The sequence below is a fragment of the Bacillus cereus group sp. MG1 genome (assembly GCF_040460035.1).
Lineage (GTDB): Bacteria > Bacillota > Bacilli > Bacillales > Bacillaceae_G > Bacillus_A > Bacillus_A cereus.
Window position 1 is genome coordinate 3,226,774 of the sequence record NZ_JARVGY010000001.1, and the last position, 25,696, is coordinate 3,252,469.

The window sequence follows — 25,696 nt, forward strand, 5'->3', positions numbered from 1 at the left end:
TGTAGTCATGCGAAACGAGGAAATTATTATAGACTTAGCAGATCCTGTGTTCACAAAAACAATTCGTTCTCGGCAGAATGACAAGAATGGATTGAGGCTCACTGTGTACGTAAGAGAAAAAGGGCAGAATGTGGATTTAACAGGATATGCGGTTAAATATGAAGCGACAAATCATACAGGAGTATTCATTCGAGATGATGCTCAAATAGTTGATTCAAAAAATGGTGTGTTTTCCTATACGTTTACATCTCAAGCTGTTTCCACATCGGATGATTGGACAGCTTATTTTGTGATGGAAAAAAGTACAGAACGAATGAGTACACCAGATATTCGGATTACATTAAGACGTGATGTGAAAGAAGGAAATATTAAAATTGAAAATTATATTTCTGATTTTGATAATCTCAAGAAACAGATAGATGCTTTGCAGCAAGCGGTTGATAAAATGGACGTCGTAAAGCGTTCAGGCGGGATGATGACAGGTTATCTAACAATGAGACCGACAATCGGTTCCAATATTGGAGTTGGATTCAATAGTGAGGATAAGGTATTAGATATCGGTCTTGTAGGAGTCTCGGATGGTCAATTATATTTAAAAGACTGGAAAAATAATAAAGTATTGTTTGAAAAATCGCCTACTGGGGCATTCAATGTTTTTGCTGATAATCTTCTGAAAAAAGCTGGCGACATCATAAATGGATTACTTGAATTTAAGAGTGATAATGCAATTGTATTAGGAAGTCGTTCTTATAAGACAGTTATTCATAAAGGGGCGCAAGGAGAGTTGATATTTGCTCCTTCTACAAAAGAACAAGGTGATTCTTGGGATTGGTCCAAACGAGTAGAATTTCGAGCAGATGGTACTATTAGGCAAGCAACAGATACAGGGTGGACTAATCTTGCAATAACTGGAGCAGAAAGTGTTACTGATAGAAATATGAAATATAAAAAAAATGGTGAGCAGATATCTGTCATTGGATCAGTTAGAAATCCGACAAATACGACAGTATTTGCAACCCTTCCGGCTGGATTTCGCCCTGTACAAAACATTGCTTTCCCAGCACTTGCTTATGGCAATGGACCAACAGTTTGTGAAGTTACAGTTAAAAGTGATGGTGGGATTTTCGTAAATGGTGTTCAGAGCGGTAATACAATTCATATTGCAATGAGTTTTTTAATTTAGAGTGTAAACGTTAAGCGTGCATAAGCAGGCTGAATAAAGGAGTGGGAAAATGGAACGAATTGATGTATTAATGAAAGCATTTATAGCTACATTCGGTGGCTTTTGTGGGTATTTCTTGGGAGGATGGGATGCAACATTGAAAATCTTAGTAACAATGGCAGTTATTGATTATGTAACTGGCATGATAGCAGCAGGATATAACGGAGAATTAAAAAGTAAAGTTGGTTTCAAAGGCATCGCCAAAAAGGTGGTGCTTTTTCTTTTAGTTGGGGCAGCAGCACAATTAGATGCAGCACTGGGAAGTAACAGCGCAATTCGTGAAGCGACTATTTTCTTCTTCATGGGCAATGAGTTACTTTCACTTTTAGAAAACGCTGGTCGTATGGGAATCCCCTTACCTTCAGCATTAACAAATGCAGTTGAAATTTTAGGTGGTAAACAAAAACAAGAAGAGAAAAAGGGAGATGTTCAATAATGGAAATCAGAAAAAAATTAGTTGATCCAAGTAAATATGGTACAAAGTGCCCTTATACAATGAATCCAGAATTTATCACAGTTCACAATACGTATAATGATGCGCCAGCTGAGAATGAAATTGCTTATATGATACGAAATAATAACGAGGTGTCATTCCACGTTGCAGTAGATGATAAAGAAGCTATACAAGGCTTACCTTTAGAACGGAATGCATGGGCTTGTGGAGATGGGAATGGTTCAGGAAACAGAAAGTCGATTAGTGTGGAAATCTGCTATTCTTTAAGCGGCGGAGATAGATATTATAAAGCAGAAAATAATGCAACTATTGTTGTAGCTGGGCTCATGAAACAATACAACATTCCAATCAGTAAAGTTCGCACACACCAATCGTGGAGTGGAAAATACTGCCCGCATCGTATGTTAGCGGAAGGGCGCTGGAATTCTTTTATAGAAAGGGTGCAAAACGCATATAACGGTGGTGGGAATGCAGGTTCTACAAAACCATCTAACAATGGTGTAGGTATTGTTACGATTACAGCGGATGTCTTACGCGTTCGTACAGGACCAGGAACAAATTATGGCATTGTAAAGAATGTGTACCGAGGGGAACGCTATCAATCTTGGGGCATTCAAAATGGCTGGTACAACGTTGGTGGAAATCAATGGGTTTCTGGGGAGTATGTGAGGTTTGAGGGTTAGGATGACACCATTTTTGAGATCGTTCATACTCTGAGACTACGAATAAGACCTATGTGTATGTGAAATGAACGGAAAAAGAGCATTCCTCTGGCGAGTGAGGAACGCTCTTTTTTAACATTATAAAGATATATCTCTCATTTGGTTTGTCGATAGTAATCATATGTAACGAAAGGAATAAATATGAACAATAAAAATCAGAGTACTCTTGTGGAGTGCTCTGATTACATAGGATGCTATATAAAAAGGGAACGTGTTAATTGCATTGTATGTAGCAACATGCTGAAATATGAGAAAAAGCAATCCAGGGTGGTGAGGCCCGAATGCTTTTTCTGTATATAGAAAGGCATCATGCCAGGAGCAATTTAATATATGCTTCTAAAGTACGTGATGTTCTATCAAAATAAAAAGGCACCTTCCCCAGCTGAAGGTGCCTCATGTGGTGATTCTCTAGATGTATAAATAATATATCCAATATTAGTGAAGAATAGAACTTATTATTGACCGATAAATGTATATGTTAAATATATTTTTATAAATCAGATATTCTTCTAACTTGTTTTTCTTTCTTCTTAAAACTCTTCTTATACTGTTTGAAGTCTTGTTTATCGACTCTGAATTTCTCCCCAGTAGCAACGTTTTTAACTAAATATGTTTTAGAAAAAAATTCTCTGATGCCGAAGAAAAGGGCATAGAGTATAAGAGACCATCCTAATGTAGGGATAAATAAAATAAATCCGATAACAATTAACCAAATGTCTAGTGTAGGGTTTATGCGCTTTAAAATCAATCGTTTTCCAGTTGCAGCTTGAGCCTGCTCTAATTGTTGCATACGTTGTAGTGATGCGACGGTATCATAACTCATGTGTTCAACCTCCTGTTTTAAGTTGCATTAAATTAATACATATTCATAGTATTTTATTTTGATGTAACTACACTATTTTTGTACATTTTGTCTACTTGTTCTTTGTTATAGCCATATGTAAGTGTTAATTTATCATCTACAAATAAGCAGGTGCCCACACTGAAACCTCGGCATCCGGCCATGAATTTCGGGAGTTTGGGAATAAATCCGACTGCTTCAATATCCATCAAAATAAAACGTACTGGAATTGCTCTTTTATTTTGCTGTGCACCTTTTAACATATGACTCATAAATGAAAAAATTCGTTTTCCCATATCCGGGAAGAAATCTTCTTGTTTTTGATCACTATCTGTATACGTGAAATAAACAATTATTTTACGCTTTAATAGTTGTAGTAAATCTTGTTTAGAATTTGAATGTAGTTCTGTATAAGGAAGCAATAGTATTTCATAACCTTGATCATATTTTAGAGCAGATGTTTTTTGATACATAATGCCTTTGTAATCTAATACAAATAGTGATTCTTTCTCAAAACTTTTGATGAAATTTTCAACTTCAATTAATCCAGTTTTAGGGTCATAATAATTTTCGATAATTTGATTTAATGTTTTAAATGGTGGTTGTTTTGACATTGTAATTACTCCTGGTTATATTTTTTCTCTTGGTGTTTTCCTTCTAACCTTAATTTCTATCCCATAAAATTTTTTGTTCTCCAAAAGTTTCTCTGATAGTGAAGCCTTTATATTTAATTTTTTATTCAAAAATCCTCACCTTCTTCAACCCAAATATCCTCTAATTTCATCTCTAACACCCTAGCTATTCGATATGCCACAGGTAAGGTAGGGAGTCCACCTTTTAATAAATTTGTCATTGCAGAATTGCTAATTTTCGCTTGTTTTGCAACATGAGAGTATTTAACTCCCCTTTTATCTAATATTTGCTTCAATTCACTCTTCATAATTTACACACCCACTTATAAATTTTCGCTTGTCTTTATTAATATTTTTCTATGGACAGGCAATAATCCTTCTTCTCGTTCATATACCTATATTACTTCCATACGGAAGCCCACGAAGAATTCTACTTGGAATTCCGTATGGCACTGTAGATATCAAGAGAGGAGAGGGTTACATGCGTTCTCATTATAGTTATCTCAATGTAACTCCGTATTTATATTCATCAAAAGAATTACGCCACATGTATAACGAGTCAAGATCCAGAAAAGAGACGGAATCAATTCTTACTCACATGAGGAACCATGAAGTATTTGATAACAAAGAGTACAAAGGGTATTTCAGCTTATCACAAGTTATTGAAGAAGATTTATATGGAGAAGAGGAAGATATATTGAATTGGCAAGATTTAATGGAGCGGTATCAAATTGTAGCTACCAAATCAGGGATCAAATTTCGTGAGAAAGAGGAACTGGTTGAGGAGGAATGGCTATGACACTTGCAGGAGAAGCAGTCATTATTTGGACGGCAACAGGTTTGTCTGTAATTGCGATGAGTGTAGCTGAAAAAATGGGGAAGAGTGTTCCACATTGGCTTCCACGTATAACCTTGTATACGACGCTTACGGGCTCGTTCCTATATCTTCTACGTTATGTTCTCGTTATGTTTCTATAAAGGAATACGATGTGGAAGAGAGGGACAGTAGGACTCATAAGCAAAAATGTTCGTCCTGTTACCTTCAAAAAAAGTGCAATGATATCCTTATAGGATATCTAAAGGAGAAATGTTTATGCTGGAATTACTATTGGTTCCGACGACAGCTTTAACTATTGCATTCGTAAGTGATCGGTTTAAAAGTAAAATAGATGATAAAAAGAAGATACAAGTATTTTTTGAAGTGTCAGGAATTGCAATTAAAAAAGATGATAGGATTCATTATCCAACATTTAAGATGCAAACTCAGGATGATCGAAGTACAACATATGTGTATGAATTACCTGTTGGTATGCCAAGTAAAATCATTCAGAAGGTGGAAGATGTTGTGAGTGAAGGATTAAATAAACCTGTTCGAATTCATTATGACAACTATAAATTGAACATTCGTGTATTCGATCAAGAGATACCGAAGAAGTGGGAATGGTCAACAAATTTAATGCAAGCTGGAAAATGGCTTGTGCCAATCGGTCAAAGTTTAGAACAATTAATTTATCACGATTTTGATAAAACACCACATATGACATTAGGTGGTTTAACACGTATGGGAAAGACTGTATTCCTAAAGAATGTGATGACATCTCTTATTATTGCACAAGCCGATTATACGCACCTGTTTATTATTGATTTAAAGGGAGGATTAGAGTTCGGTCCATACCAAAATGTAAAGCAAGTTGACTCGATTGCAGAAAAGCCAATGGAAGCGTTTCAGCTACTGAGCGTGATTCTAAAAAAGATGGAAGAAAAAATGCTTTTTATGAAAGAACGTCATTATACCAATGTGGTAGAAACAAATGTGCGCCCATAAGGGCCTTGTAAACTCTGATTTAGTAAATCAGCGGGTGAAGTGAAACAAGATAACAACCCGACACCGGTAGCCTTATCCGTAATCGAAAGTGAGCGGGGAGTGTAGCATGGCTGCAACGGGATAAGTCACTCTAATGTCATGAGTGCGACTGAATTTCTAGGTGTACCGTGGTAAACAAGGTTGAATGCTAAACTGCGTGAAGGATAAATCAAGGGGTCTTATCGACGACCATATCGAAATAGACATTGAAACGATATGTCTCTAGTTCAGCTCATCTATTTTTTGTGGAGAGAGGTGTGTTTCACACTAGAGAACCAACTAAAGTACATTAGTAAAGATTGAAAGTCCCAACCGACATTACTACAAACTATTTACAAGGTACTAAATGGGGATTACCTAAGTGGAAGCGCCATTTATGGCTATAGAGGATGATTTCAAGGTAAAAACCAAGAAATGTGGCTCTTGAATATTCCATATGGTAACGGAGCCTTCGTAGTAGTCAGAGATAGGGAAAGCCTATCACACTAACGTATGACAAATTACGTTAGGTCATGGTTGTGAAATCAGGATGGCGAAGGAAGGTAGTCAATTAGTTCATGATGATAATAAACAGGAAGGAAGCGAGATGCTGATGAGAAATCCAGTTTATGTATTGAACACCTTGTCGAAGAATACTATTAAAGAAAACTATAAGTTCAAAAGATTATATAGAAATCTTTATAATCCAGAATTCTACTATAAAGGTTATCAAGAAATATATGCCAATCCAGGTAATATGACCAGAGGAACCATAAATAAAACTGTTGATGGCTTCTCAAAAAATAGAGTATCTAAAATCATCAACAACATTAAAAATGGTAACTATAAACCTACTCCTGTTAAGCGAGTATATATTGATAAAAAAGGGAGTAAGAAAAAACGTCCTCTTGGGGTACCGACATTTGACGATAAACTTGTCCAATTAGTAATAAAGTATATCTTAGAAGCAATTTATGAACCAAACTTCTCTGAGAACTCACATGGATTCAGGAAAAATAGGGGTTGTCATACAGCTTTGAAACAAATTAAAAAGAGTGGTAATGGAACTAAATGGTTTATTGAAGGTGATATTCAAGGTTTCTTTGACAATATCGACCACCATATCCTAATTAACCTACTAAGAAAACGTATCAATGACGAAACACTCATCGGATTAATATGGAAGTTCCTAAGAGCTGGGTACATGGAGGATTGGCAATTCCACAAAACATTCAGTGGAACACCACAAGGAGGGATTCTCAGTCCTCTTCTTGCCAACATATATCTAAACGAACTAGATATATACATGGAAAAATACGCTGAAAAGTTCGGAAAAGGTCAACCAAAAGACAGAGAAGTTGATAAAAGATATCAATACTTACACCTCAAAATAAAAAGAGGGCGTAAGAAAGCAGACTTACTAAGAGAACAAGGTAAACACAATGAAGCTCAGGAATTAATCGAGCAAGTCAACGAATGGGTTAAGGAAAGGGGACAACGTCCCTACTACAATCCAATGTCGGATAAATTTAAGTCACTAAAATATGTTAGATATGCTGATGACTTTATTGTAATGATAATCGGCAGTAAAGATGATGCCAAAGCCATTAAATCTGATATAGCTCAATTTCTCAATGAAGAATTAAAATTAACTTTATCAGAAGAAAAAACACTTATCACCCACTCTAGCAAGAAAGCAACATTTCTTGGGTACAACGTCAATATCACTAGAAACGAGTTATTTACCAAATACTCGGTGAAAGGTGCAAAAAGAAGACATCACAATCTAAAAGTAAGACTTGAAATCCCCCATGAAACATGGCGAAATAAATTACTTGCCCTGAATGTTTTAGAAATGAAGTATGTGAATGGGAAAGAAACTTGGAAACCAAAGCATAGACCGGAAATGGCACACCTAGATGATTTGGAAATACTACATAATTATGTATTACAGATCAGAGGGATGTACAACTACTACAAATATGCAGTTAATTCAACGGTACTCCAAAAATTCAGTTACGTTCTAGAATACAGCATGTATAAAACATTCGCCAATAAATATAAAAGCTCAATCGGAAAAATTAAGGGGAAATATTGCAAAAACGGTGTATTCATAGTCAATTACAAAGATAAAAAAGGCAAACAACACTCTCATTCTTTCTACAGGGAAGGATTTAGAACGGTTGATATAACTAAGATGAAAACACAAGAAAATAACATCGACAACTTGTTAGCCTCAAGAGTTCATATGTCAACAACTAGTCTTATGGATAGGTTGTCAGCCAACAAATGTGAACATTGTGGTAAAACCGATTCTAACTTAGTAATGCACCATGTCCGAAAAATGAAAGATGTTGAGAAAGGCAAAGCCAAATGGCAAAAATTAATGATTGCCCGTAGACGCAAAACATTAGCCGTATGTGAGGATTGCCATAATGAAATTCACTATGATATGAGAGTAGAACTTATAGCGAAAAACAGAAAAAAATAACTTTGACAAGCAATTGATGGAGAGCCGTATACTCTGAGAGGAGTACGTACGGTTCGGTGAGGGGTTTTGAGAAACCTATCATAGCAATATGACAAGGCGCTCGCTTCCTACTCTACATAAGAGAACGTTATTTTATTATCGTGGATGAAGGTGCGGAACTTTGTCCAGATAAGAGCATGAGTAAAAAACAACAAAAATTACTAGGAGCTTGTCAGCAGATGCTTTCTCATATAGCACGAATTGGTGGAGCATTAGGATTTCGATTGATATTTTGTACACAATACCCTACTGGTGATACTTTACCACGTCAAGTGAAACAGAACAGTGATGCAAAATTAGGATTTCGGTTACCAACTCAAACAGCTTCTCAAGTTGTCATTGATGAAACTGGTCTTGAATCGATTGAAAGTATACCAGGGCGCGCGCTTTTTAAAACGGATCGCTTAACAGAAATTCAAGTCCCTTATATCTCAAATGAACAGATGTGGGACATATTAAAACAATACGAGGTGAAAAAGGATGCATATGCAGACACATATCAAAATGAATCGTCAGATGATGATTTTGACCTCGATTAGAAAGTTGAAATTCGCCACCAGAAGACATTTGATGGCCATTCACGATATGGGAGGAATACGGAATGCGAATCGGATTCTAAAAGATTTAAGCCCATATGTGAATAGTACCGTTTATAAAAAAGAGCATGTATACTACCTCAATAAACAAGGACGTGCGCTATTCGATGATACAGAAAAGGTTGTGCCTACCATTCGATTAGCACACAGCCTCATGAGAAACGAAGCGTGGCTATATCTGTTTTGCCCTGAAGATTGGCAGATAGAAGCCCCTATCCGTTATAAAGTAGATGACAAGAAGCGAACCATTATTCCGGATGTAAAGTACCGTGATAGTGACGGGATTCTCAATGCAGTCGAAATAGATCGTACACAAATGATGAATGTGAACAGTGAAAAAATGAATAAGTATGGTGAATTCACGGTGTATTATAAAAACAAATATAACGGGAAAGTCCCTATCCTTCATTTCTTTACACTCACACCATTTAGGCAAAAGACGCTAGAACAATTTGCTGTGCAGCAAGGTGTATATGCAAAGGTATATGTGATACCTGAAGTGTAAAAGAGAGCATCACATACCAAATTCAGGGTCAAAATAATATTTGTTCATCAAATTGTTTACGATACCGTTGAAATACGCAAACTTACCCTTTTTCATTTTGACTCCATCTTTTACCTTCATCGCAAATTCTTTCATAGCTTGTACACCAATTTGTAGTTCTTGTTCTTTGTCAAACGCCGTTTGGCCTGTTGTATGATTTATTACACAATTGCATTGTTTTACGACCTTCCAAAATTCTTGAATTGTTTTAGCTTTTGAATAAAATGCTGAAGTTAGGGAAACGAAACGTTTCGGAACCCAATGGGCTACAAATTCAGCACATTTAATGTTTTCTTTAGGTACAGCATTATTGTCATTACCATTACGTTTATTTATATCTTTACTCTTTTGTTTTAAGATTTTAGTATTTGTTTTAACGGTAGGACACTTCTTAGTAGTTTCAGTAGGGTGCTTGTGGGACACTTCATTTACAATTGGTTGGATAATAATTGCATTAGAAGTTTGGCGCATATCTTTTTTTCGCTTCATAGCTATTTGCTTAATTATTCTTAAAGTCACAAGTTTCGTCATTAAACGTTGTACAGTTTTATATGATACGCTCATTATCTCAGCTATTCTATTTTTACATAGGAAACTAACACCTACGTATTTGCAGCTATGACGCTTTAAAATTTCAAGTAATGCAATTAATTTAGATTGTACATCTGCACGTTTAATAGACGTTTTAATTACATCTCTGTATACTCTAATCGTTTGATTTAATTCCTGTACATTTGAAAATGTTGATAAATTATGATAGGACTCTGGTTGAGCTAATACATCAATACACTTTTTCATAACGGTTTGTCTCCTTTTTGGAAACAAAAAAGCAACGTCACCGATTTATTGGTAAACGTTGCTTAATACCCCTTGTATGAGGTAAAATAACTCATGAGAGTATAGCAAGTGTTTACCTGGTCAGCTCAGGTGGACGGTATATACGGTGGTCCAACACCATATATACACGCTGTGCTCTTTTGTTTTTATGGTCACATTTTGGTAACGAATGAATAAAATTTAAAATTTATTCATGATTTTTAACGTTACACAAACCGTTGATATATAAGGGTTTATTACTATTTTTAAAACGAACGTAAATAACCTTTATTGACGAACAGGGTCAATTCCTTTTTTTGTTTTCAAATTCTTCTTCTGAAATGACTTTAAATCCGTGTCTTTTAAATAAAGCAGTTGTCACTCCGAAACCAGTTTGCTTATTACCGTTAAATTCTCCAGTGTAAATCGTAGAACTACCACAAGATGGGCTGCGTTCTTTTAAAATAATATATTCTGGGTGTAAATCTTTAATTTGTTCTAATGCTTTATAAGCACCATTTACGAAAGCTGCTGTGACATCTTCACCATTTTTTGTTATCACTTTCGCTTTTCCGTCTAAAACGTCGTCGCCATTCCCGCCAATAATTTCAGCGGAAGGACGAGGTGTTGGTAGTCCTCCTAATACTTCAGGGCAAATGAGGACTGTATCTTCTTTTTGCAGAAGCTCCTCTATTTTTGAAACGAGATTGTCATTCCCGTCATAACGGCAAGCAATCCCACCTAAACAAGCGCTAATTACGATCATATTTTCATCTCCATTAAAAAATATTAACTATCACGCCAATTTCGCTTCCTGCCTCTTACTTATAAATGAGGTGATATAAATGGGAAGCTTATATAATTTAATGAAACCATATAGTGAATTTCGAAGTAAAGAAGAGTTTAATACATATCAAAAACAAGTTTTGAAGTGCTACCGATTTCAATTGAATAAAACTGATTCTATCATTATTCATTTTTTAGGAAAATATGCGGTGAATGAGAAACAAAAAACAGTAGGGGTTGCTTGTCCATTAATGGGGACGATTGCGACGAATGTTGGAAAGAGTATTCGTACAGTACGCCGTTCAATTGCAAAGTTAGAGGAACTAGGAATTATAAAGCGTGTTGCAACAAAAGAAAGGCATAAACGCGGCGGGTATAGTGCGAACTTATATGTATTTCTTACATCTGCGATTGACCGCATGGATGACCGTATGAAAATGTCCGCTTGTAAAACTGAGGATAATGCAACTGGCTGTAGTAAAAATGAGCAAAAAATTGCTGGGGAAACAATTCTTTCTAAAAACATTTCACAAATAAAAGAGAAAAGAAAAGGAACGTATGAGCTTGATGAGACGTATTGCCGTCATGATATACCGAAGCCTTTTATATACGCACTGGTGCCGATGACGAGTAATCCGAAGAAAATTAATATATTTTGGAGTAAGGTCGAGCTTGCGTATAAAAAGAGTGGGTTACTAGAACAAGGTGTTTTACTAGAGCAAATATTAGCTGACGAAGAAGTGTATGGAAATTTAATTTGGCGCGTGAAAAGTGTTGTAAGAGCATATAAATATGGGGAAATTTGTAAAGACATTGGGGCACTTTTATACAGTACAGTGCGAGATTTATTTTTAGAGGTTGGATTAGAATGGGGAGCAGCATTAAGGAGAAGTAAGGGAATATCACTATTTGATCCATTCAAAAAAGAGCCATGCGTATAATACATGACTCTAAGTGGCTAATCGAACTTCCTTACAACTGGAACACGAATCGCTACAAATAGTACGAAGACGATAACAGCTATTGCACCACTTTTCATAACGGTTACGATTGGAATTCCCATTGCAAGTGCAAGTGATGTGAATGCATAAGAGAGCGGGATAAAGCCCATTGATGATAGCATAAGTAAACTCATTACGCGTCCCATCATTTCTTCTTTTACTGTCGATTGAATCATTGCCATAAGCGGTACAATCGCCATTGCGATTGTAATACCATAAAACATGCCGGCTAATAGTGCTTGCCAAAGTACGGTGCTAAAGTTGATGGCTAAGAAGAATACACCAGACAATAGCATCATGATAATACAAAATAGACCGCGTCTACGATTAATATTTTTTAAACCTACAATGATAGCACCGATTGCCATTCCGCCGCCTACAGATGCTTCTAAGTAACTAAACTGGAGCGAATCACCATGCAGAACGTTTTTAACAAAAAGAGGGAAACCAACTTGCATCGGGCCGATTAAAAATAAGTTTAAAAAAGCGCTACAAATAAGGAAAGTTGAAAGGAATGGCGATTCCTTTACATATAAGATTCCTTCTTTAATGGAAGTGAACATACCTTTATCTGTATCTTTTTGTTCTGGCATCGTAAATTGTATTTTTTGAACGAGTATGGCAGCGACAATCAGTAATAAAATCGTAATGGAAAAGATTGTCTCATAGTTCGTAAATTTAATGAGAATACCACCAAGTACAGGGCCTAAGATGACCGATGCTTGGTTCGTCATTTGTGTAAGTGAATTTGCTTGTGTTAACCGGCTTTTTTCTACCAATTCCGGTAAGATAGATCCATCCGCTGACCAGAAGAAAGCATCAGCAAGTCCAAAGAATAAAGCGAATAAAGCAAATGTATATAGTGTTACATCACCGACAATGAACCATGTGAGAATGGTTGCGACAAGAATCGCTCGAATGATATTGGAGTAAAACATAATGTTTTTTTTCGGGAATTTATCAGCTACAGCGCCGCCGACAATCATAAAAATAAGCCTTGGAACACTAAGGGCTACGAAAACAACACCGAGTGAAGCTTCAAGGTTTAATGTTTTTGCTATGTACCACGTTTGTGAAAAAGTAAAAAAGGCTAAAGCAAAGCTTGAAAAAAGAGTAGCTGCCCAAAGAAAAAGGAAATTCGTATTTTTTAATAACGGTTTTCCGCTTCCTTCTAAAGCAGTTTTATTTTGTTGTAGTTCCTCCATATTGCTTCCTTTCTATGTGACGAATTTAAACTAAAAAACCTATTAACAATCGTTTTATACAGTTTCTAATATTTCTATACTGCACTTTCTCATTGTAGACAATAATAATGAATTTGCCCAGTAGCTATTTAACGACAAAAAAAGATGCCGAATGGGCATCTTTTTTTAGGCTAACGCAATATAAATATCCAATTGAACGTTGTTTGGATCTAACGCTCTTTCATCGTAAAGCTCAAAGTCTGTTGTGAAGGCACGTTTATTTTCTTTCGACCATTTCCAAATATATTCCCAAGCTTCACAAACGACTACAGCTACTGGTCCCTTTCTTGTTGTAAATACCGCATATGTAGCGGCAGGTATTGTTAAAGTTGTCATATTTTCAGGAACGTCTTCTAATGAAGAAACAGGCATACCGATTGTAAATTGATATGTACCGGTTTCATCTGATTCGTAGTTTGAGTAGAAAGCGAATGTTTCTTTCGTTTGTTGATTTGGGATGTGATGCATCATTTGTTCTTGAAAGTATCGGTTCCAAAGTTGTGGAATGTTTCCTTCAGTAGATGCCTCTTTTTCATTAGTCGTCGTAACCGAAACGCCGATTGCGTGGAAAGCTTCTTTTTTTACGATAATAGGTTCGTGTAGCATAAAAAATTCCTCCTTTTTTAAAAAAAAGAACGTTTGTTCTTGTTTAATATAACATATTTTTACATGTAACGGTTGTTATTTTTAGAAAATTTTAATCATAAAAAACAAACTGAAAATAACTAAAAAATGGTAAATTTTCTATTGTATGTATAAATAGGATGAGGAGTATGTTAAAATTTTTAAGTATCCTTTAACTGTTATATAAACCTATACAGCACGATGTTTTTACTATATTAAAAGTATGGTAAAGGTTTGTATAAGTGTCCGGTATATATGCTATTTTTGATAAATTAAAATAGTAATATTCTATGAGATTTATATTGTTGACATTGGGATTTCAACGATACATTTTCGTAGGTCGGATTGTTGCGAGTGGATATATATTGCTATGTATTCGGCTACTAAATGAAAGGGTTACTGAAATGAAGTAGGCGGATAGCAAGTATATAGAAAGGAGAAAGGTAGAAAATATGAAGCAAGTATTGAAGTGTTTTAATGTCGTAACAATGATCACACTTCTTCTATCCATCATATTGCCTTCGCCCAGTGCTTTTGCTACAGAGATAAATAAAAAAAGCTGGGATGAGTTACAAGGAAATGATGTGAAAATTAAGGCAGATCAAGTGAATGCTGAAATGTATAAGGGAGAAGTAGCGGAGAGGGAGCACGTATTTCAATATAAGATTGAAAATACGGGAGATACACCAATCCGAGAATTAGTAATTAAACAAAATAATGACAATGGAATTGAGTTTCTTTCGCAATCTGTGAAAGTAAACGGAGAGAAGTTACTTGAAAATAAGGTAGCGGATTTCTATGTAGAGGAAAAAGATAATGGAGGAAAGGTTCTTTCTTCTAATCTTAAAATTCAAGATTTAAAATCACATGAAAAAATGACTGTATTAATAAAAGCTCGTCGTGCGCAACATTTTAATAAAGAGTATAAGCAAAAAATTAGTGTGCAAAAGGATCAACTACAAATAGGAAACATGTCTGTAGATGTTGAAGGGCTTCCTTCTGAAGAGAAGTTAGAAGCTAATACCGATGATGAGGCTGACAGTAGTAAGAAAGCTATCGGATCAACAACTGATTCAAAAACTAAAGAAGTGGATGGAAAATTAAAAGTATCTGTAGAAGATAAAAATACATCTGCACAAAAAACAGAAATAGAGAAGATAAAACAACCTGAGGCTGAGAAGCAACTAGAAAAAGAGAAAAAGCAATCACCTTTAGCAGTAAAGCAGAGTGATGCAGAAGTACAAGCTGCATCAGAAAATGCTTCGAAGGTTCAAATCCAAACAGGAGATAAACAAGGATTTGGAGACCCGTTGTATTCTACAATTGCTCCTGGTAATTTAGTACAGACTGGTAATGTGACGCTTGGTTTGACATCTGATCATTATGGCAGACAAAGTATGGGTTATAAAACGAATAAAATGACGGTTGATGTTGATAACGATGATAGTACTTTTAATTCGTCAACAGGTGCATTTCCTAACATTCCTGCTGGAAGTAAAGTGAAAAAGGCTTACTTATTCTGGACAGCAGCAATGGGGTTACCAGGAAATATCGCTGATAGAAAGGTTACCGAGGATCAAGTAAGGCAACCAGTCAAAATGAGAATGGGAAATAAAGAATATGCAGAGGTAACTGCTGATAGCATAAGAAAAGCTGATTATCTACCTTATATTTCTAATTACTCAGGTAGTGGCGCAGGATATGTAGCGTATGCAGATGTAACAAATATAATTGCACAGCAAGGTATTTCTCAAACGTTGACAGTTGCAAATGTGCCACAAATTAAAGATGTAACAGGTGGCGGCTATTACTGGGGTAACTGGAATCTTATATTAGTTTATGAAAACTATAAAGAAACAGTAAAAGACATGAAGATTTGGGAAGGGCTAGTCTCTCAAAAAAGTACAGCCTGGACAGATATTAGTGTTAATAAAATAAACACACCAAAAGAAGGCGCTTTCAAGGCGAAATTTAGTTATTTTTCATCGCAAGGTGATCCAGCTGATAATGATGGATATGCCTATGATTATGGAGAGTATGATTTTGGGTTAGGGTATCAAAAGTTTAAAAATATTAAAAGTAAAGATAATGATGTTAATGACTCATCTATGACAGAAGTACAAGTAGATGGCACTAACGAATTTGTTACGAAAAAATACCCAGGATATAATCCAGATTGGACAAATTCTTTCAGTACAGATATTCATACGTATCACCTTGAAGGACCCACTCAAGTAAAGAATGATTTGAAAGAAGGAAAAATACGTTTTAGAGCATATGGTGGTGGCGGTGATATTTACGTATTAAATAACGCCACATTCGTTACAGAACATAATGCTCCAAACTTACAAGTTGATAAAAAGGCATTAGATAGTACCGGTAAAGAAGTTAAGGAAATTAAAGCTGGTGAAGAGTTTACGTATCAAATTGAAGTGAAAAATGATACGAAAAATAATCAAGCGCCGGTATCGAATGTAAAAGGTTTTGATAAATTAGATGACCGTTTAGAGTATGTTCCAGGGTCTATTCAATATGTTTCTGGAAGTAATAAAGGAAATAAAACAGATGATGCAAGCGATGATGAAGCGGAGTTTGTAAATAATCAAATTGATTTCCGTGTTGGTGAAGGTGCTAATGCTAAAGACGGCGGTGTTTTAAAGCCGGGTGAAAGTACCGTTATTACATTCAAAGTAAAAGTGAAAGATTCTGTACAATCAGATACAACAGTAAAAAATGTCGTTGTTGTAAAGGGACAAGATAGTGCCGAGATAAAGTATGAAACTGAGGACGATGCAAATGTTACGGTTACTACCCCAAAAGAAGTTCCAGGGGAAATAGAGGCGAGAAAAATAGCTTCTAATAAAACACCGAAGTTAGGTGAAGAGGTAGAGTATCGTATTACATTTAAAAATAAGACAAAAGATGGACGTCTAGATGTATTGACCATTGAAGATGAATTACCAAGTAGTCTTGAATACGTGAAAGATAGTTTGAAAGCCGAAGGTGCAAAACCAGAGCCAGTAGAGCTGAAGTTTGAAAATGGAAAAGTAATTGCAAAGTATCCAGAAATTATGGATATGGAAGAAAGAAGTATCGTCTTTAAAACAAAAGTAAAAGAAACTGCAAAAATTGGTGAAGAAATTGTTAATAAAGCAACCGTTAGAGATAAAACAAATCCACCAAAGAATCTAGAAGAGAAGATTACACCACAGCATAAGGCCGGTAAAATTGCTGCAAAGAAAAAAGCAACAAATAAGAAGCCGAGGCTAGGAGAAGAAGTTGAATATCAAATTAGCTTCAAAAATACGGTGGAAAACGGAAAACTAGATGCAGTTACAATAGAAGATGAAATTCCAGCTAACTTAGAATTTGTTCAAGGCAGTGTGAGAGCTGAAGGTGCTGCACCAAATCCAGTAGAGTTAAAAGTAGAAAATGGTAAGATAATCGCAAAATATCCAGAGATTACGGATACAAAAGAGCGAAGCATTGCCTTTAAAGTGAAAGTAAAAGAAGAGGCAAAAGCGGGAGAAACGATTGTTAATAAAGCGGTTGTGAGTGAGCCAAATGGACAAACTGAGCATCCAGAGGAAAAGATTACGCCGGATTATAAATACGGTAAAGTGGATGTAGAAAAAAGCGTAACGAATCAAACACCAAAACTAGGAGAAGAAGTGGAATACCGAATTACATTTTATAATACGGTAGAAAACGGAAAACTAGAAAAGGTGCTAGTAGAAGATACACTACCTAAAGGTGTTGAATACGTGAAAGATAGTTTGAAAGCTGAAGGTATAAAACCAGAGCCAGTAGAACTAAAAGTGGAAGATGGCAAAGTAATGGCCAAGTATCCAGAAATTACGGATACAGAAAAAAGAAGTATTGTTTTTAAAGTGAAAGTAAAAGATTCGGCAAAAGTAGGGGAGGCAATCGTAAATAAAGCAATTGCAAAAGATCCGAAAAATGAGCCTGTTGAATCAAAGGTTGTTATTACACCGCAAAGTAAAAAAGGTGAAATTGCTGCTACAAAGGTAGTTAATAATAAGAAGCCAAAGTTAGGCGAAGAAATCGAGTACCGCATTAGTTTTCATAATACGGTTGAGAACGGAAAACTAGAAAAGGTGCGAGTGGAAGATACAATTCCAAAAGGTCTTGAATATGTAGAAAATAGCATCAAGGCCGAAGGAGAAGCACCTGAACCAGTAGAATTAGCTGTTGAAAATGGGATAGTCAAAGCTAAGTATATCGATATTATGGATATGAAAGAAAGAAGTATCGTCTTTAAAGTAAAGGTGAAGGAAGAAGTAAAAGTAGATAAAGAGATTGTCAATAAAGCAATTGTTGATGATACGAAAAATCCACCGATTGAACCGGAGGAAAGAATTACTCCGCAACATAAGGATGGAATAATTGATTCGAAGAAGACAGTAGATAATCCATCACCAAAACTAGGAGAAGAAGTAGAATACCGAATTAGCTTTAAGAACACGGTAGAAAACGGAAAACTAGAAAAGGTAATAATAGAGGATACAATTCCTAACGGTTTAGAGTATGTAAAAGGCAGTGAAAAGGCTGAAGGTGATAAACCAGCTCCATTAAAGTTAAGTGTAAAAGATGGAAAAGTTATTGCTGAATACGACAATATTACGGATATGAAAGAAAGAAGTATTGTCTTTAAGGTAAAGGTGAAGGAAGAAGCGGAAGTGGGGAAGGAAATCATCAATAAGGCAATTGTTGATGATATGAAAGATCCGAAAGAACCAGAAGCGAAAATTACACCATTACACAAAGATGGAAAAATTAAAGCGAAGAAAATCGTAAATAATGAAACACCGAAGTTAGGAGAAGAAGTAGAATACCGAATTAGTATGAAAAATACGGTAAAGAACGGAAAGCTAACAGACGTGACAGTAGAGGATACTTTACCAGAAGGTTTAGAGTATGTAGAAAATAGTTTGAAAGCAAAAGGTGCCGGAATAGATTCAGTAGAGCTGAAATTTGAAAACGGTAAAGTAATGGCAAAATATCCAGAAATTACGGATACAGAAGAAAGAAGTATCGTTTTTAAAGTGAAAGTAAAAGAAGAAGTAAAAGTCGGTAAAAAAATCATTAATAAAGCAACTATTGATGATTCGCAAAATAAGCCAGTTAATCCGACAGCGGAAATTACTCCTCAGTATAAAGATGGAAAACTTGAAGCAAAAAAGATAGTAAATAATGAAACGCCGAAGTTAAGAGAAGAAGTGGAATACCGAATTAGCTTTAAAAATACGGTAGAACATGGAAAGCTAACAGAGGTGAAAATAGAAGATGATTTACCAAATGGATTAGAGTATGTGAAAGATAGTTTAAAAGTAGAAGGTTCTAAGCCAGATCCAGTGGAATTAAAATTTGAAAACGGTAAGGTAATGGCAAAGTATCCTGAGATTACAGATACAAAAGAGAGAAGTATTACCTTTAAAGTGAAAGTAAAAGGTAAAGTGAGCGATTCAATTGTTAATGAAGCGATTGTGAGCGATACGAAACATCCGCCAGAAACACCGACAGCAGAAATTATTCCGCAACATAAAGACGGAAAAGTGAAAGCGAAGAAGACGGTAAATAATGAAACGCCGAAGTTAGGAGAAGAAGTAGAATACCGAATTAGTTTTAAAAACACGGTAGAAGACGGAAAACTAGCAGAGGTAAAAATAGAAGATACTTTACCAGAAGGTTTAGAGTATGTAGAAAACAGTGTGAAAGCAGAAGATACTAAGCCGGATCCAGTAGAATTGAAAATGGAAAATGGTAAGGTAATGGCGAAGTATCCAGAGATTACGGACACAGAAGAAAGAAGTATCACTTTTAAAGTGAAAGTAAAGGAAGAAGTGAAAGTCGGTAAAAAAATCGTTAACAAAGCAATTGTTGATGATACGAAAAATGAACCAGAAACACCGACGGCAGAAATTACTCCGCAGCATAAAGACGGAAAAGTGGAAGCGAAGAAGACGGTAAATAATGAAACGCCGAAGTTAGGAGAAGAAGTAGAATACCGAATTAGTTTTAAAAACACGGTAGAAAACGGAAAGCTAGCAGAGGTAAAAATAGAAGACAATTTACCAAATGGATTAGAGTATGTGAAAGATAGTTTACGAGCGGAAGGTACTAAGCCGGATCCAGTAGAACTGAAAGTGAAAGATGGAAAAGTAATCGCCAAATATCCAGAGATTACGGATACAGAAGAAAGAAGTATCGTCTTTAAAGCGAAAGTAAAAGAAGAATTTAAAGTTGGTGAAGGCCTTGTCAATAAAGTAGTTGTTGATGATACAAAAGATCCAACAACTTCAGAAGTAACAATTACGCCAGAATATAAAGACGGTAAGCTTAAAGCAGAGAAATTTGTAAACAATAAAAAACCGAAATTAGGAGAAGAAGTAGAATACCGAATTAGTTTTAAAAACACGGTAGAAAACGGAAAACTAGTAGAGGTTACAGTAGAAGATGAAATTCCAGCTGGATTAGAGTACGTGGAGAACAGTTTACAAGCAGAAGGTTCTAAACCAAGTCCGGTAGAATTGAAATTTGAAAACGGCAAGGTAATGGCAAAGTATCTAGAAATTACGGATACAAAAGAAAGAAGTATTATCTTTAAAGTGAGAGTAAAAGAAGAGGCAGAAGTAGGCAAGGAGATTGTTAATAAAGCAATCGTAGTAGATACAAAAAATGAGCCCGAAGAGCCTCATGTGGAAATTACTCCGCAATATAAAGATGGTAAAATTGCTGCGCAGAAAGTGGCGAATAATCATAAACCGAAACTAGGAGAAGAAGTAGAATACCGAATTAGTTTTAAAAACACGGTAGAAAACGGAAAACTAGCAGAGGTAAATATAAAGGATGCATTACCAAATGGTTTAGAGTATGTGGAGGGCAGTATCACGGCAGAAGGTTCTAAACCGAAACCAGTAGAGCTACATGTGAAAAATAATAAGGTAATGGCAAAGTATCCAGAAATTACAGATACAGAGGAAAGAAGCATTGTCTTTAAAGCGAAGGTAAAAGAAAGCGTAAAAGTGGGAGAAGAAATCGTAAATGAGGCAATTGTAGATGATACAAAGAATCTGCCAGAAGAGCCTTATGTACCGATTACACCACAATATAAAGATGGGAAAATTGAGGCAAGAAAAGAAGTAAGTAACCATGAACCGAAGTTAGGTGAGGAAATCGAATATCGAATTATTTTTAATAATACGGTGAAAGATGGAAAACTAGCAGAGGTAAAAATAGAAGATAAAATTCCAGCTGGATTAGAGTTTGTAGAAGGAAGCGAAAAAGCTGAAGGTGAAGAGCCAAAACCAGTGGAGTTGAAAGTAGAAAATGGTAAGGTAATGGCAAAGTATTCAGAGATTATGGATACGCAAGAAAGAAGTATTGTCTTTAAAGTGAAGGTAAAAGATTCGGTTACAATAGGGAAGGACATTACAAATAAAGCGATTATCCATGTTGATGATCCGAACCATCCAGTAATTGATCCGACAGCAAAAATTACACCACAATATAAAGATGGTAAAATTGCTGCTCATAAAAAGGTGAATAATCATAAACCGAAGCTAGGTGAAGAAATCGAATATCGAATTTCATTTAATAATACGGTGAAAGATGGAAAACTGGCAGAGGTTAAAATTGAGGATGAAATTCCGTTTGGTTTAGAGTATGTGAAAGATAGTCTAAAAGCAGAAGGTGATAAGCCGGCCCCAGTAGAGTTGAAAGAAGAAGCTGGTAAGGTTAGTGCGAAGTATGAAAATATCACTGACATGAAAGAAAGAAGCATTATCTTTAAAGTGAAGGTGAAAGATTCCGTTGAAGTGGACAAGGCAATTGTAAATAAAGCAATTGTTGATGATACAAAAAATCCACCAGAGCGACCAGAAGTAGATATTACACCGCAGCATAAAGCTGGTAAATTTAAAGCTAATAAAAAGGTAAGTAAAAAAGATCCAAAGCTAGGAGAAGAAGTAGAGTACCGAATTAGTTTTAAAAATACGGTAGAAAACGGAAAACTAGCAGAAGTGAAAATTGAGGATCAACTACCAAATGGATTAGAGTATGTGAAGGATAGTTTAAAAGCAGAAGGTAATGAATCAAATCCGGTAGAGTTAAAAGAAGAAGCTGGAAAAATTACAGCGAAGTATGAAAATATTACTGATACAGCTGAGCGTAGCATTATCTTTAAGGTAAAAGTAACAGAAGCAGTAAAAGTCGGGAAGAAAATCGTGAATACGGCAATTGTGGATGATGATAATCCGAAGAATCCTCCGCAAAAACCAGAAGCGATTATTACACCGGAGTATAAGAATGGAAAAATAAAAGCTGAGAAAACAGTAAATAACCCAGCTCCAAAATTAGGAGAAGAAGTAGAGTATCGAATTACGTTCCGTAACGTAGTTGAGCACGGAAAATTAGCGAAGGTGAAAATTAAGGATGAATTACCAAACAGTTTAGAGTTTGTAGAAGGTAGCGGAAGAGCTGAGGGGGATAATCCAAAACCGTTGCATGTAAAAGTGAAAAACGGCATAGTACTCGCAGAATATCCAGAAATTACGGATACGAAAGAAAGAAGTATCGTCTTTAAAGCAAAAGTGAAAGAAAAAGCTAAAATTGGCGAAGCGATTGTGAATACGGCGGTTGTGGAAGATACTATAAATCCACCAGAGAAACCGAATGTCGCGATACAACCTCAACATAAAGAGGGTGTATTACAAGCTGAAAAGACAGTGAGTAACCATGAACCGAAGTTAGGAGAAGAAGTAGAATATCGAATTAGTTTTGAAAATACAGTAGAAAACGGCAAACTAACTGAGGTAAAAGTAGAGGACGAAATTCCAGCTGGTTTAGAATACGTACAGGATAGTATAAAGTCTGATGGGCCGGAACCAAATCCAGTAGAACTTAAAGTTGAGAATGGAAAAGTAACAGCAAAGTATCCAGAAATTACGGATACGAAAAAAAGAAGTATCATCTTTAAAGTGAAAGTACAAGAAACGGTACAAGTAGGAAAAGAAATTATAAACAAGGCGGTTGTGGATGATAATAATCCGACAAATCCACCAGTTGAGTCACTTATACCAATTACACCTCAATATAAAGATGGGAAACTAGAGGCAAGGAAAGAAGTAAGTAACCATGAACCAAAGCTAGGGGAAGAAATCGAATATCGAATTACTTTTAACGGCACAGTAGATGGCGGGAAGTTAGTTGATGTAAAGATTGAAGATGAAATTCCGTCTGGTTTAGAGTATGTGAAAGAAAGTCTGGAGGCCGTAGGTGATAAGCCTGTGCCAACAGAACTTAAAGTCGAGAATGGAAAAGTAACAGTGAAGTATCCAGAAATTACGGATACGAAAGAAAGAAGTATCATCTTTAAAGTAAAGGTAAAAGAATCGGTAAAAGTTGGAGAGGAAATAACAAATAAAGCGATCATTCATGTAGATGATCCAGATCATCCAGTTATGGAACCGACAGCGACAATAAAGCCAGAATATAAAGATGGTAAGTTAAAAGCGACGAAGACAGTAAATAATAAAGAACCGAAGCTAGGAGAAGAAGTAGAATACCGAATTAGTTTCAAAAATACGGTAGAAAACGGCAAACTAGCAGAGGTAAAGGTAGAAGATGAAATTCCAGCCGGTTTAGAGTACGTGCAAGATAGCATTAGATTTGAAGGGGCTGAACCAAATCCAATAGAGTTAAAAATGGAGTTTGGAAAAGTAATAGCAAAGTATCTAGAAATTACAGATACGAAAGAACGTAGTATTATTTTTAAAGTGAAGGTAAAAGCAGCACCAAGTAAAGGGATAACAAATAGAGCGGTAGTGGACGATAAAATAAATCCACCACTTGAGCCTACAGTTACAATTTTACCGAAAACAAAAGAAGATCTTAAGATACCAGAAGAGCCGAAGGAACCAGAAGTGAAGCCGGAAGAGCCGAAAGAACCGAAGGAACCAGAAGTGAAGCCGGAAGAGCCGAAAGAACCGAAAGAACCGAAAGAACCGAAAGAACCGAAAGAACCGAAAGAACCGAAAGAACCGAAAGAACCAGAAGTGAAGCCAGAAGGGCCGAAAGAACCGAAGGAACCAGAAGTGAAACCGGAGGATCCGAAAGAGCCGAAGGAACCAGAAGTGAAACCGGAGGAACCGAAAGAACCAAAAGAACCAGAAGTGAAGCCAGAAGATCCGAAAGAGCCGAAGGAACCAGAAGTGAAACCGGAGGAACCGAAAGATCTGAAGAAACCAGAAGTGAAACCGGAGAAACCGGAAGTAAGACTGGAAAAGTTAATTAAAGAACCGCAAGTAAAAGTAGAAAAAGAATTACCGAAAACAGGGGGAGCACATTCATGGATGATGTCAGTTGGTGCGGGAATTTCATTCTTAGTTGGCGGAGTATTATTCGTATTAGGTAGAAGAAGAAAACAATAATTTTTTAGACGAAAAGCACACTGAGTTCGATAGTTTATTGGACTCAGTGTGCTTTTATGTTATATAAAAGGAAAGCTCCTTCCACGTATGGAAGGAGCTTTATTTTTGCATATTAAAACATACTTGAGCTATGCATCGGTTGAAGTTTTGCATTTGGATCGAAGTAAGCTTTTGCATTGTTTACTGCTGTCGGTGCTTCGCCAAATCCACAAGCGATAAGTTTTACTTTTCCTTCATATGTACAAATGTCACCAGCAGCGTAAATGCCAGGAATATTTGTTTCCATTTTTGAATTTACAAGGATGCTGTTTTTTTGTATATCTAAGCCCCAGTTTTTAATTGGGCCAAGAGAAGAAACGAAGCCGTAGTTTACGATTACGTCATCAACATCGATGATAATTTTTTCCTCCGTTTTTACATGTTGAAGAACGACTTGTTCAATCTTGTCATCACCAATGAGTTCTACTGGAACGTATGGTGTACTTACTTCTGCACGAGAATTCATTAAGCTTTCTACGCTATGTTCATGCGCACGGAATTTATCACGACGATGAACGATTGTAACTTTTTCAGCAATCGGTTCTAACATCATTGTCCAGTCTACTGCTGAGTCGCCACCGCCAAATACTACGACGCGCTTACCAGCAAATTTATTCATATCATCAACGAAATAATGTAAGTTTTTCTTTTCGTATTTCGCTGTACCTTCTAATTCTAAGCGGCGTGGTTGGAAAGCACCATTGCCAGCAGTAATAATAACTGATTTAGAATAGTGAGTTTGCTTATTCGTAACAAGTTTAAATATACCGTCAGCTTGTTTCTCAAGCGTATCGACAGCTTCTTCTAAACAAACAGTTGGGTCAAATTTCTTCATTTGCTCTTTTAAGTTATCAACTAATTCTTGTGCGCGCACTTTTGGAAATCCAGCCACATCATAAATGTATTTTTCAGGGTAGAGTGCGGATAATTGTCCGCCAAGTTGAGGTAAGCTTTCAATGATTTTTACACTTGCTTGTCTCATACCGCCATAAAATGCTGTGAACAGTCCCGTTGGACCACCACCAATAATTGTTATGTCGTAAACTTTTTGATTTTCTGCCACTTTCATTCCCCCTATAGATGGAATTTTGATATTGATTTCATATATTGTTCATATGTACACGAAAATCCTGCAAATGATGACACTTTCAAATAAATGATAGCATATTTGAGTTCATAATACTTCTGAAAACGACTGAATTGTGTGTAAGTTTTCGCATAGGTTCTTTTTTATTGTATAAAATATACAGAAAGGAAAATACATGAAAAAAAGGCTAAAAAACCCTTGAAAACGCTATGTTATTTTAAAATATTGATAATTCTCCAGACGCTTGAATTCTGGAATAAAACC

Annotated in this window: 17 protein-coding genes and 2 pseudogenes; 11 read left to right on the forward strand and 8 right to left on the reverse strand. The window is 36.0% G+C overall.

Translation table 11 applies throughout. The features are described 5' to 3' along the window. Positions 1 to 7: 7 nt before the first annotated feature. Genes QCI79_RS16895 through QCI79_RS16905 form a run of 3 tightly spaced genes read left to right on the forward strand, consistent with a single transcriptional unit; the run spans position 8 to position 2,359 of the window. On the forward strand, positions 8 to 1,183 hold the full coding sequence (locus tag QCI79_RS16895; RefSeq protein ID WP_021728234.1) for a BppU family phage baseplate upper protein: 1,176 nt from the start codon (positions 8 to 10) through the stop codon (positions 1,181 to 1,183). 49 nt (positions 1,184 to 1,232) lie between these two features. After that, positions 1,233 to 1,658, forward strand: a complete 426-nt coding sequence (locus QCI79_RS16900) for a phage holin family protein (RefSeq protein WP_021728235.1) — start codon at positions 1,233 to 1,235, stop codon at positions 1,656 to 1,658. Beyond that, entirely contained in the window at positions 1,658 to 2,359 is a 702-nt protein-coding gene (locus tag QCI79_RS16905) for an N-acetylmuramoyl-L-alanine amidase (protein ID WP_021728236.1), read from the forward strand. The genes QCI79_RS16900 and QCI79_RS16905 overlap by 1 nt, the downstream gene beginning before the upstream one ends. Before the next feature lie 529 nt (positions 2,360 to 2,888). Here QCI79_RS16905 and QCI79_RS16910 read toward each other — a convergent pair. The 3 genes from QCI79_RS16910 to QCI79_RS16920 form a co-directional block, all read right to left on the reverse strand. After that, positions 2,889 to 3,221: a hypothetical protein gene (locus tag QCI79_RS16910; RefSeq protein ID WP_021728237.1), complete on the reverse strand. Its 333-nt coding sequence runs from the start codon at positions 3,219 to 3,221 to the stop codon at positions 2,889 to 2,891. A gap of 53 nt (positions 3,222 to 3,274) precedes the next feature. Then, positions 3,275 to 3,853, reverse strand: a complete 579-nt coding sequence (locus QCI79_RS16915; RefSeq protein WP_021728238.1) for a hypothetical protein — start codon at positions 3,851 to 3,853, stop codon at positions 3,275 to 3,277. A 125-nt stretch (positions 3,854 to 3,978) separates the two neighbouring features. Next, entirely contained in the window at positions 3,979 to 4,179 is a 201-nt protein-coding gene (locus tag QCI79_RS16920) for a helix-turn-helix transcriptional regulator (protein ID WP_021728239.1), read from the reverse strand. Positions 4,180 to 4,352: 173 nt separating this feature from the next. On the opposite strand from QCI79_RS16920, the gene QCI79_RS16925 reads away from it, so the two are divergent. The 6 genes and pseudogenes from QCI79_RS16925 (at position 4,353) to QCI79_RS16950 (ending at position 9,345) form a co-directional block, all read left to right on the forward strand. Continuing rightward, positions 4,353 to 4,670 (forward strand): hypothetical protein, encoded by a 318-nt coding sequence (locus QCI79_RS16925; RefSeq protein WP_021728240.1) that lies wholly within the window; start codon positions 4,353 to 4,355, stop codon positions 4,668 to 4,670. Beyond that, a complete protein-coding gene (locus QCI79_RS16930; protein ID WP_000170777.1) occupies positions 4,667 to 4,849 on the forward strand; it encodes a hypothetical protein in 183 nt (60 codons plus the stop codon). The genes QCI79_RS16925 and QCI79_RS16930 overlap by 4 nt, the downstream gene beginning before the upstream one ends. 115 nt (positions 4,850 to 4,964) lie before the next feature. Then, a pseudogene (locus tag QCI79_RS16935) lies at positions 4,965 to 5,690 on the forward strand (FtsK/SpoIIIE domain-containing protein); the annotation flags it as partial. A gap of 637 nt (positions 5,691 to 6,327) precedes the next feature. Then, on the forward strand, positions 6,328 to 8,205 hold the full coding sequence (locus tag QCI79_RS16940) for a reverse transcriptase domain-containing protein (protein ID WP_031310562.1): 1,878 nt from the start codon (positions 6,328 to 6,330) through the stop codon (positions 8,203 to 8,205). A gap of 116 nt (positions 8,206 to 8,321) precedes the next feature. After that, positions 8,322 to 8,783 (forward strand): annotated as a pseudogene (locus QCI79_RS16945) (FtsK/SpoIIIE domain-containing protein); the annotation flags it as partial. Then, positions 8,725 to 9,345: a replication-relaxation family protein gene (locus tag QCI79_RS16950; protein ID WP_031303563.1), complete on the forward strand. Its 621-nt coding sequence runs from the start codon at positions 8,725 to 8,727 to the stop codon at positions 9,343 to 9,345. The pseudogene QCI79_RS16945 and the gene QCI79_RS16950, both read left to right, overlap by 59 nt. A 9-nt stretch (positions 9,346 to 9,354) precedes the next feature. On the opposite strand, the gene QCI79_RS16955 is transcribed toward QCI79_RS16950, so the two are convergent. Both QCI79_RS16955 and QCI79_RS16960 read right to left on the reverse strand, forming a co-directional pair. Further along, a complete protein-coding gene (locus tag QCI79_RS16955; protein WP_000710530.1) occupies positions 9,355 to 10,182 on the reverse strand; it encodes a hypothetical protein in 828 nt (275 codons plus the stop codon). A gap of 322 nt (positions 10,183 to 10,504) precedes the next feature. Continuing rightward, on the reverse strand, positions 10,505 to 10,966 hold the full coding sequence (locus QCI79_RS16960; RefSeq protein WP_000635484.1) for a 2-thiouracil desulfurase family protein: 462 nt from the start codon (positions 10,964 to 10,966) through the stop codon (positions 10,505 to 10,507). A gap of 79 nt (positions 10,967 to 11,045) precedes the next feature. Here QCI79_RS16960 and QCI79_RS16965 point away from each other — a divergent pair, with 79 nt between their 5' ends. After that, positions 11,046 to 11,927 carry a helix-turn-helix domain-containing protein gene (locus tag QCI79_RS16965; RefSeq protein WP_000535259.1) on the forward strand — a complete coding sequence of 294 codons (882 nt, stop codon included), beginning with the start codon at positions 11,046 to 11,048 and terminating at the stop codon, positions 11,925 to 11,927. 17 nt (positions 11,928 to 11,944) lie between these two features. Here the strand turns inward: QCI79_RS16965 and QCI79_RS16970 are convergent, their stop codons facing one another. Next, the gene (locus QCI79_RS16970; RefSeq protein WP_000391942.1) at positions 11,945 to 13,192 is read right to left on the reverse strand and encodes an MFS transporter; all 1,248 of its coding nucleotides are present in this window, start codon (positions 13,190 to 13,192) and stop codon (positions 11,945 to 11,947) included. 165 nt (positions 13,193 to 13,357) lie between these two features. Beyond that, positions 13,358 to 13,837, reverse strand: coding sequence for a GyrI-like domain-containing protein (locus QCI79_RS16975; RefSeq protein ID WP_021728480.1), 480 nt, complete (start codon positions 13,835 to 13,837; stop codon positions 13,358 to 13,360). A 470-nt stretch (positions 13,838 to 14,307) separates the two neighbouring features. On the opposite strand from QCI79_RS16975, the gene QCI79_RS16980 reads away from it, so the two are divergent. Then, positions 14,308 to 24,306 (forward strand): isopeptide-forming domain-containing fimbrial protein, encoded by a 9,999-nt coding sequence (locus QCI79_RS16980; RefSeq protein ID WP_021728481.1) that lies wholly within the window; start codon positions 14,308 to 14,310, stop codon positions 24,304 to 24,306. A gap of 112 nt (positions 24,307 to 24,418) precedes the next feature. Here QCI79_RS16980 and QCI79_RS16985 read toward each other — a convergent pair whose 3' ends face one another. Then, complete coding sequence (locus QCI79_RS16985) at positions 24,419 to 25,408, reverse strand: NAD(P)/FAD-dependent oxidoreductase (protein WP_000829788.1); 990 nt, start codon at positions 25,406 to 25,408, stop codon at positions 24,419 to 24,421. Between the last annotated feature and the right edge of the window lie 288 nt (positions 25,409 to 25,696).

Excerpts from the sequence above, each read along its gene's own strand:
- QCI79_RS16895 (WP_021728234.1), top strand. The coding sequence starts at position 8 with ATGCGAAACGAGGAAATTATTATAGACTTAGCAGATCCTGTGTTCACA.
- QCI79_RS16900 (WP_021728235.1), top strand. The coding sequence starts at position 1,233 with ATGGAACGAATTGATGTATTAATGAAAGCATTTATAGCTACATTCGGT.
- QCI79_RS16905 (WP_021728236.1), top strand. The coding sequence starts at position 1,658 with ATGGAAATCAGAAAAAAATTAGTTGATCCAAGTAAATATGGTACAAAG.
- QCI79_RS16910 (WP_021728237.1), bottom strand. The coding sequence starts at position 3,221 with ATGAGTTATGATACCGTCGCATCACTACAACGTATGCAACAATTAGAG.
- QCI79_RS16915 (WP_021728238.1), bottom strand. The coding sequence starts at position 3,853 with ATGTCAAAACAACCACCATTTAAAACATTAAATCAAATTATCGAAAAT.
- QCI79_RS16920 (WP_021728239.1), bottom strand. The coding sequence starts at position 4,179 with ATGAAGAGTGAATTGAAGCAAATATTAGATAAAAGGGGAGTTAAATAC.
- QCI79_RS16925 (WP_021728240.1), top strand. The coding sequence starts at position 4,353 with ATGCGTTCTCATTATAGTTATCTCAATGTAACTCCGTATTTATATTCA.
- QCI79_RS16930 (WP_000170777.1), top strand. The coding sequence starts at position 4,667 with ATGACACTTGCAGGAGAAGCAGTCATTATTTGGACGGCAACAGGTTTG.
- QCI79_RS16940 (WP_031310562.1), top strand. The coding sequence starts at position 6,328 with ATGAGAAATCCAGTTTATGTATTGAACACCTTGTCGAAGAATACTATT.
- QCI79_RS16950 (WP_031303563.1), top strand. The coding sequence starts at position 8,725 with ATGCATATGCAGACACATATCAAAATGAATCGTCAGATGATGATTTTG.
- QCI79_RS16955 (WP_000710530.1), bottom strand. The coding sequence starts at position 10,182 with ATGAAAAAGTGTATTGATGTATTAGCTCAACCAGAGTCCTATCATAAT.
- QCI79_RS16960 (WP_000635484.1), bottom strand. The coding sequence starts at position 10,966 with ATGATCGTAATTAGCGCTTGTTTAGGTGGGATTGCTTGCCGTTATGAC.
- QCI79_RS16965 (WP_000535259.1), top strand. The coding sequence starts at position 11,046 with ATGGGAAGCTTATATAATTTAATGAAACCATATAGTGAATTTCGAAGT.
- QCI79_RS16970 (WP_000391942.1), bottom strand. The coding sequence starts at position 13,192 with ATGGAGGAACTACAACAAAATAAAACTGCTTTAGAAGGAAGCGGAAAA.
- QCI79_RS16975 (WP_021728480.1), bottom strand. The coding sequence starts at position 13,837 with ATGCTACACGAACCTATTATCGTAAAAAAAGAAGCTTTCCACGCAATC.
- QCI79_RS16980 (WP_021728481.1), top strand. The coding sequence starts at position 14,308 with ATGAAGCAAGTATTGAAGTGTTTTAATGTCGTAACAATGATCACACTT.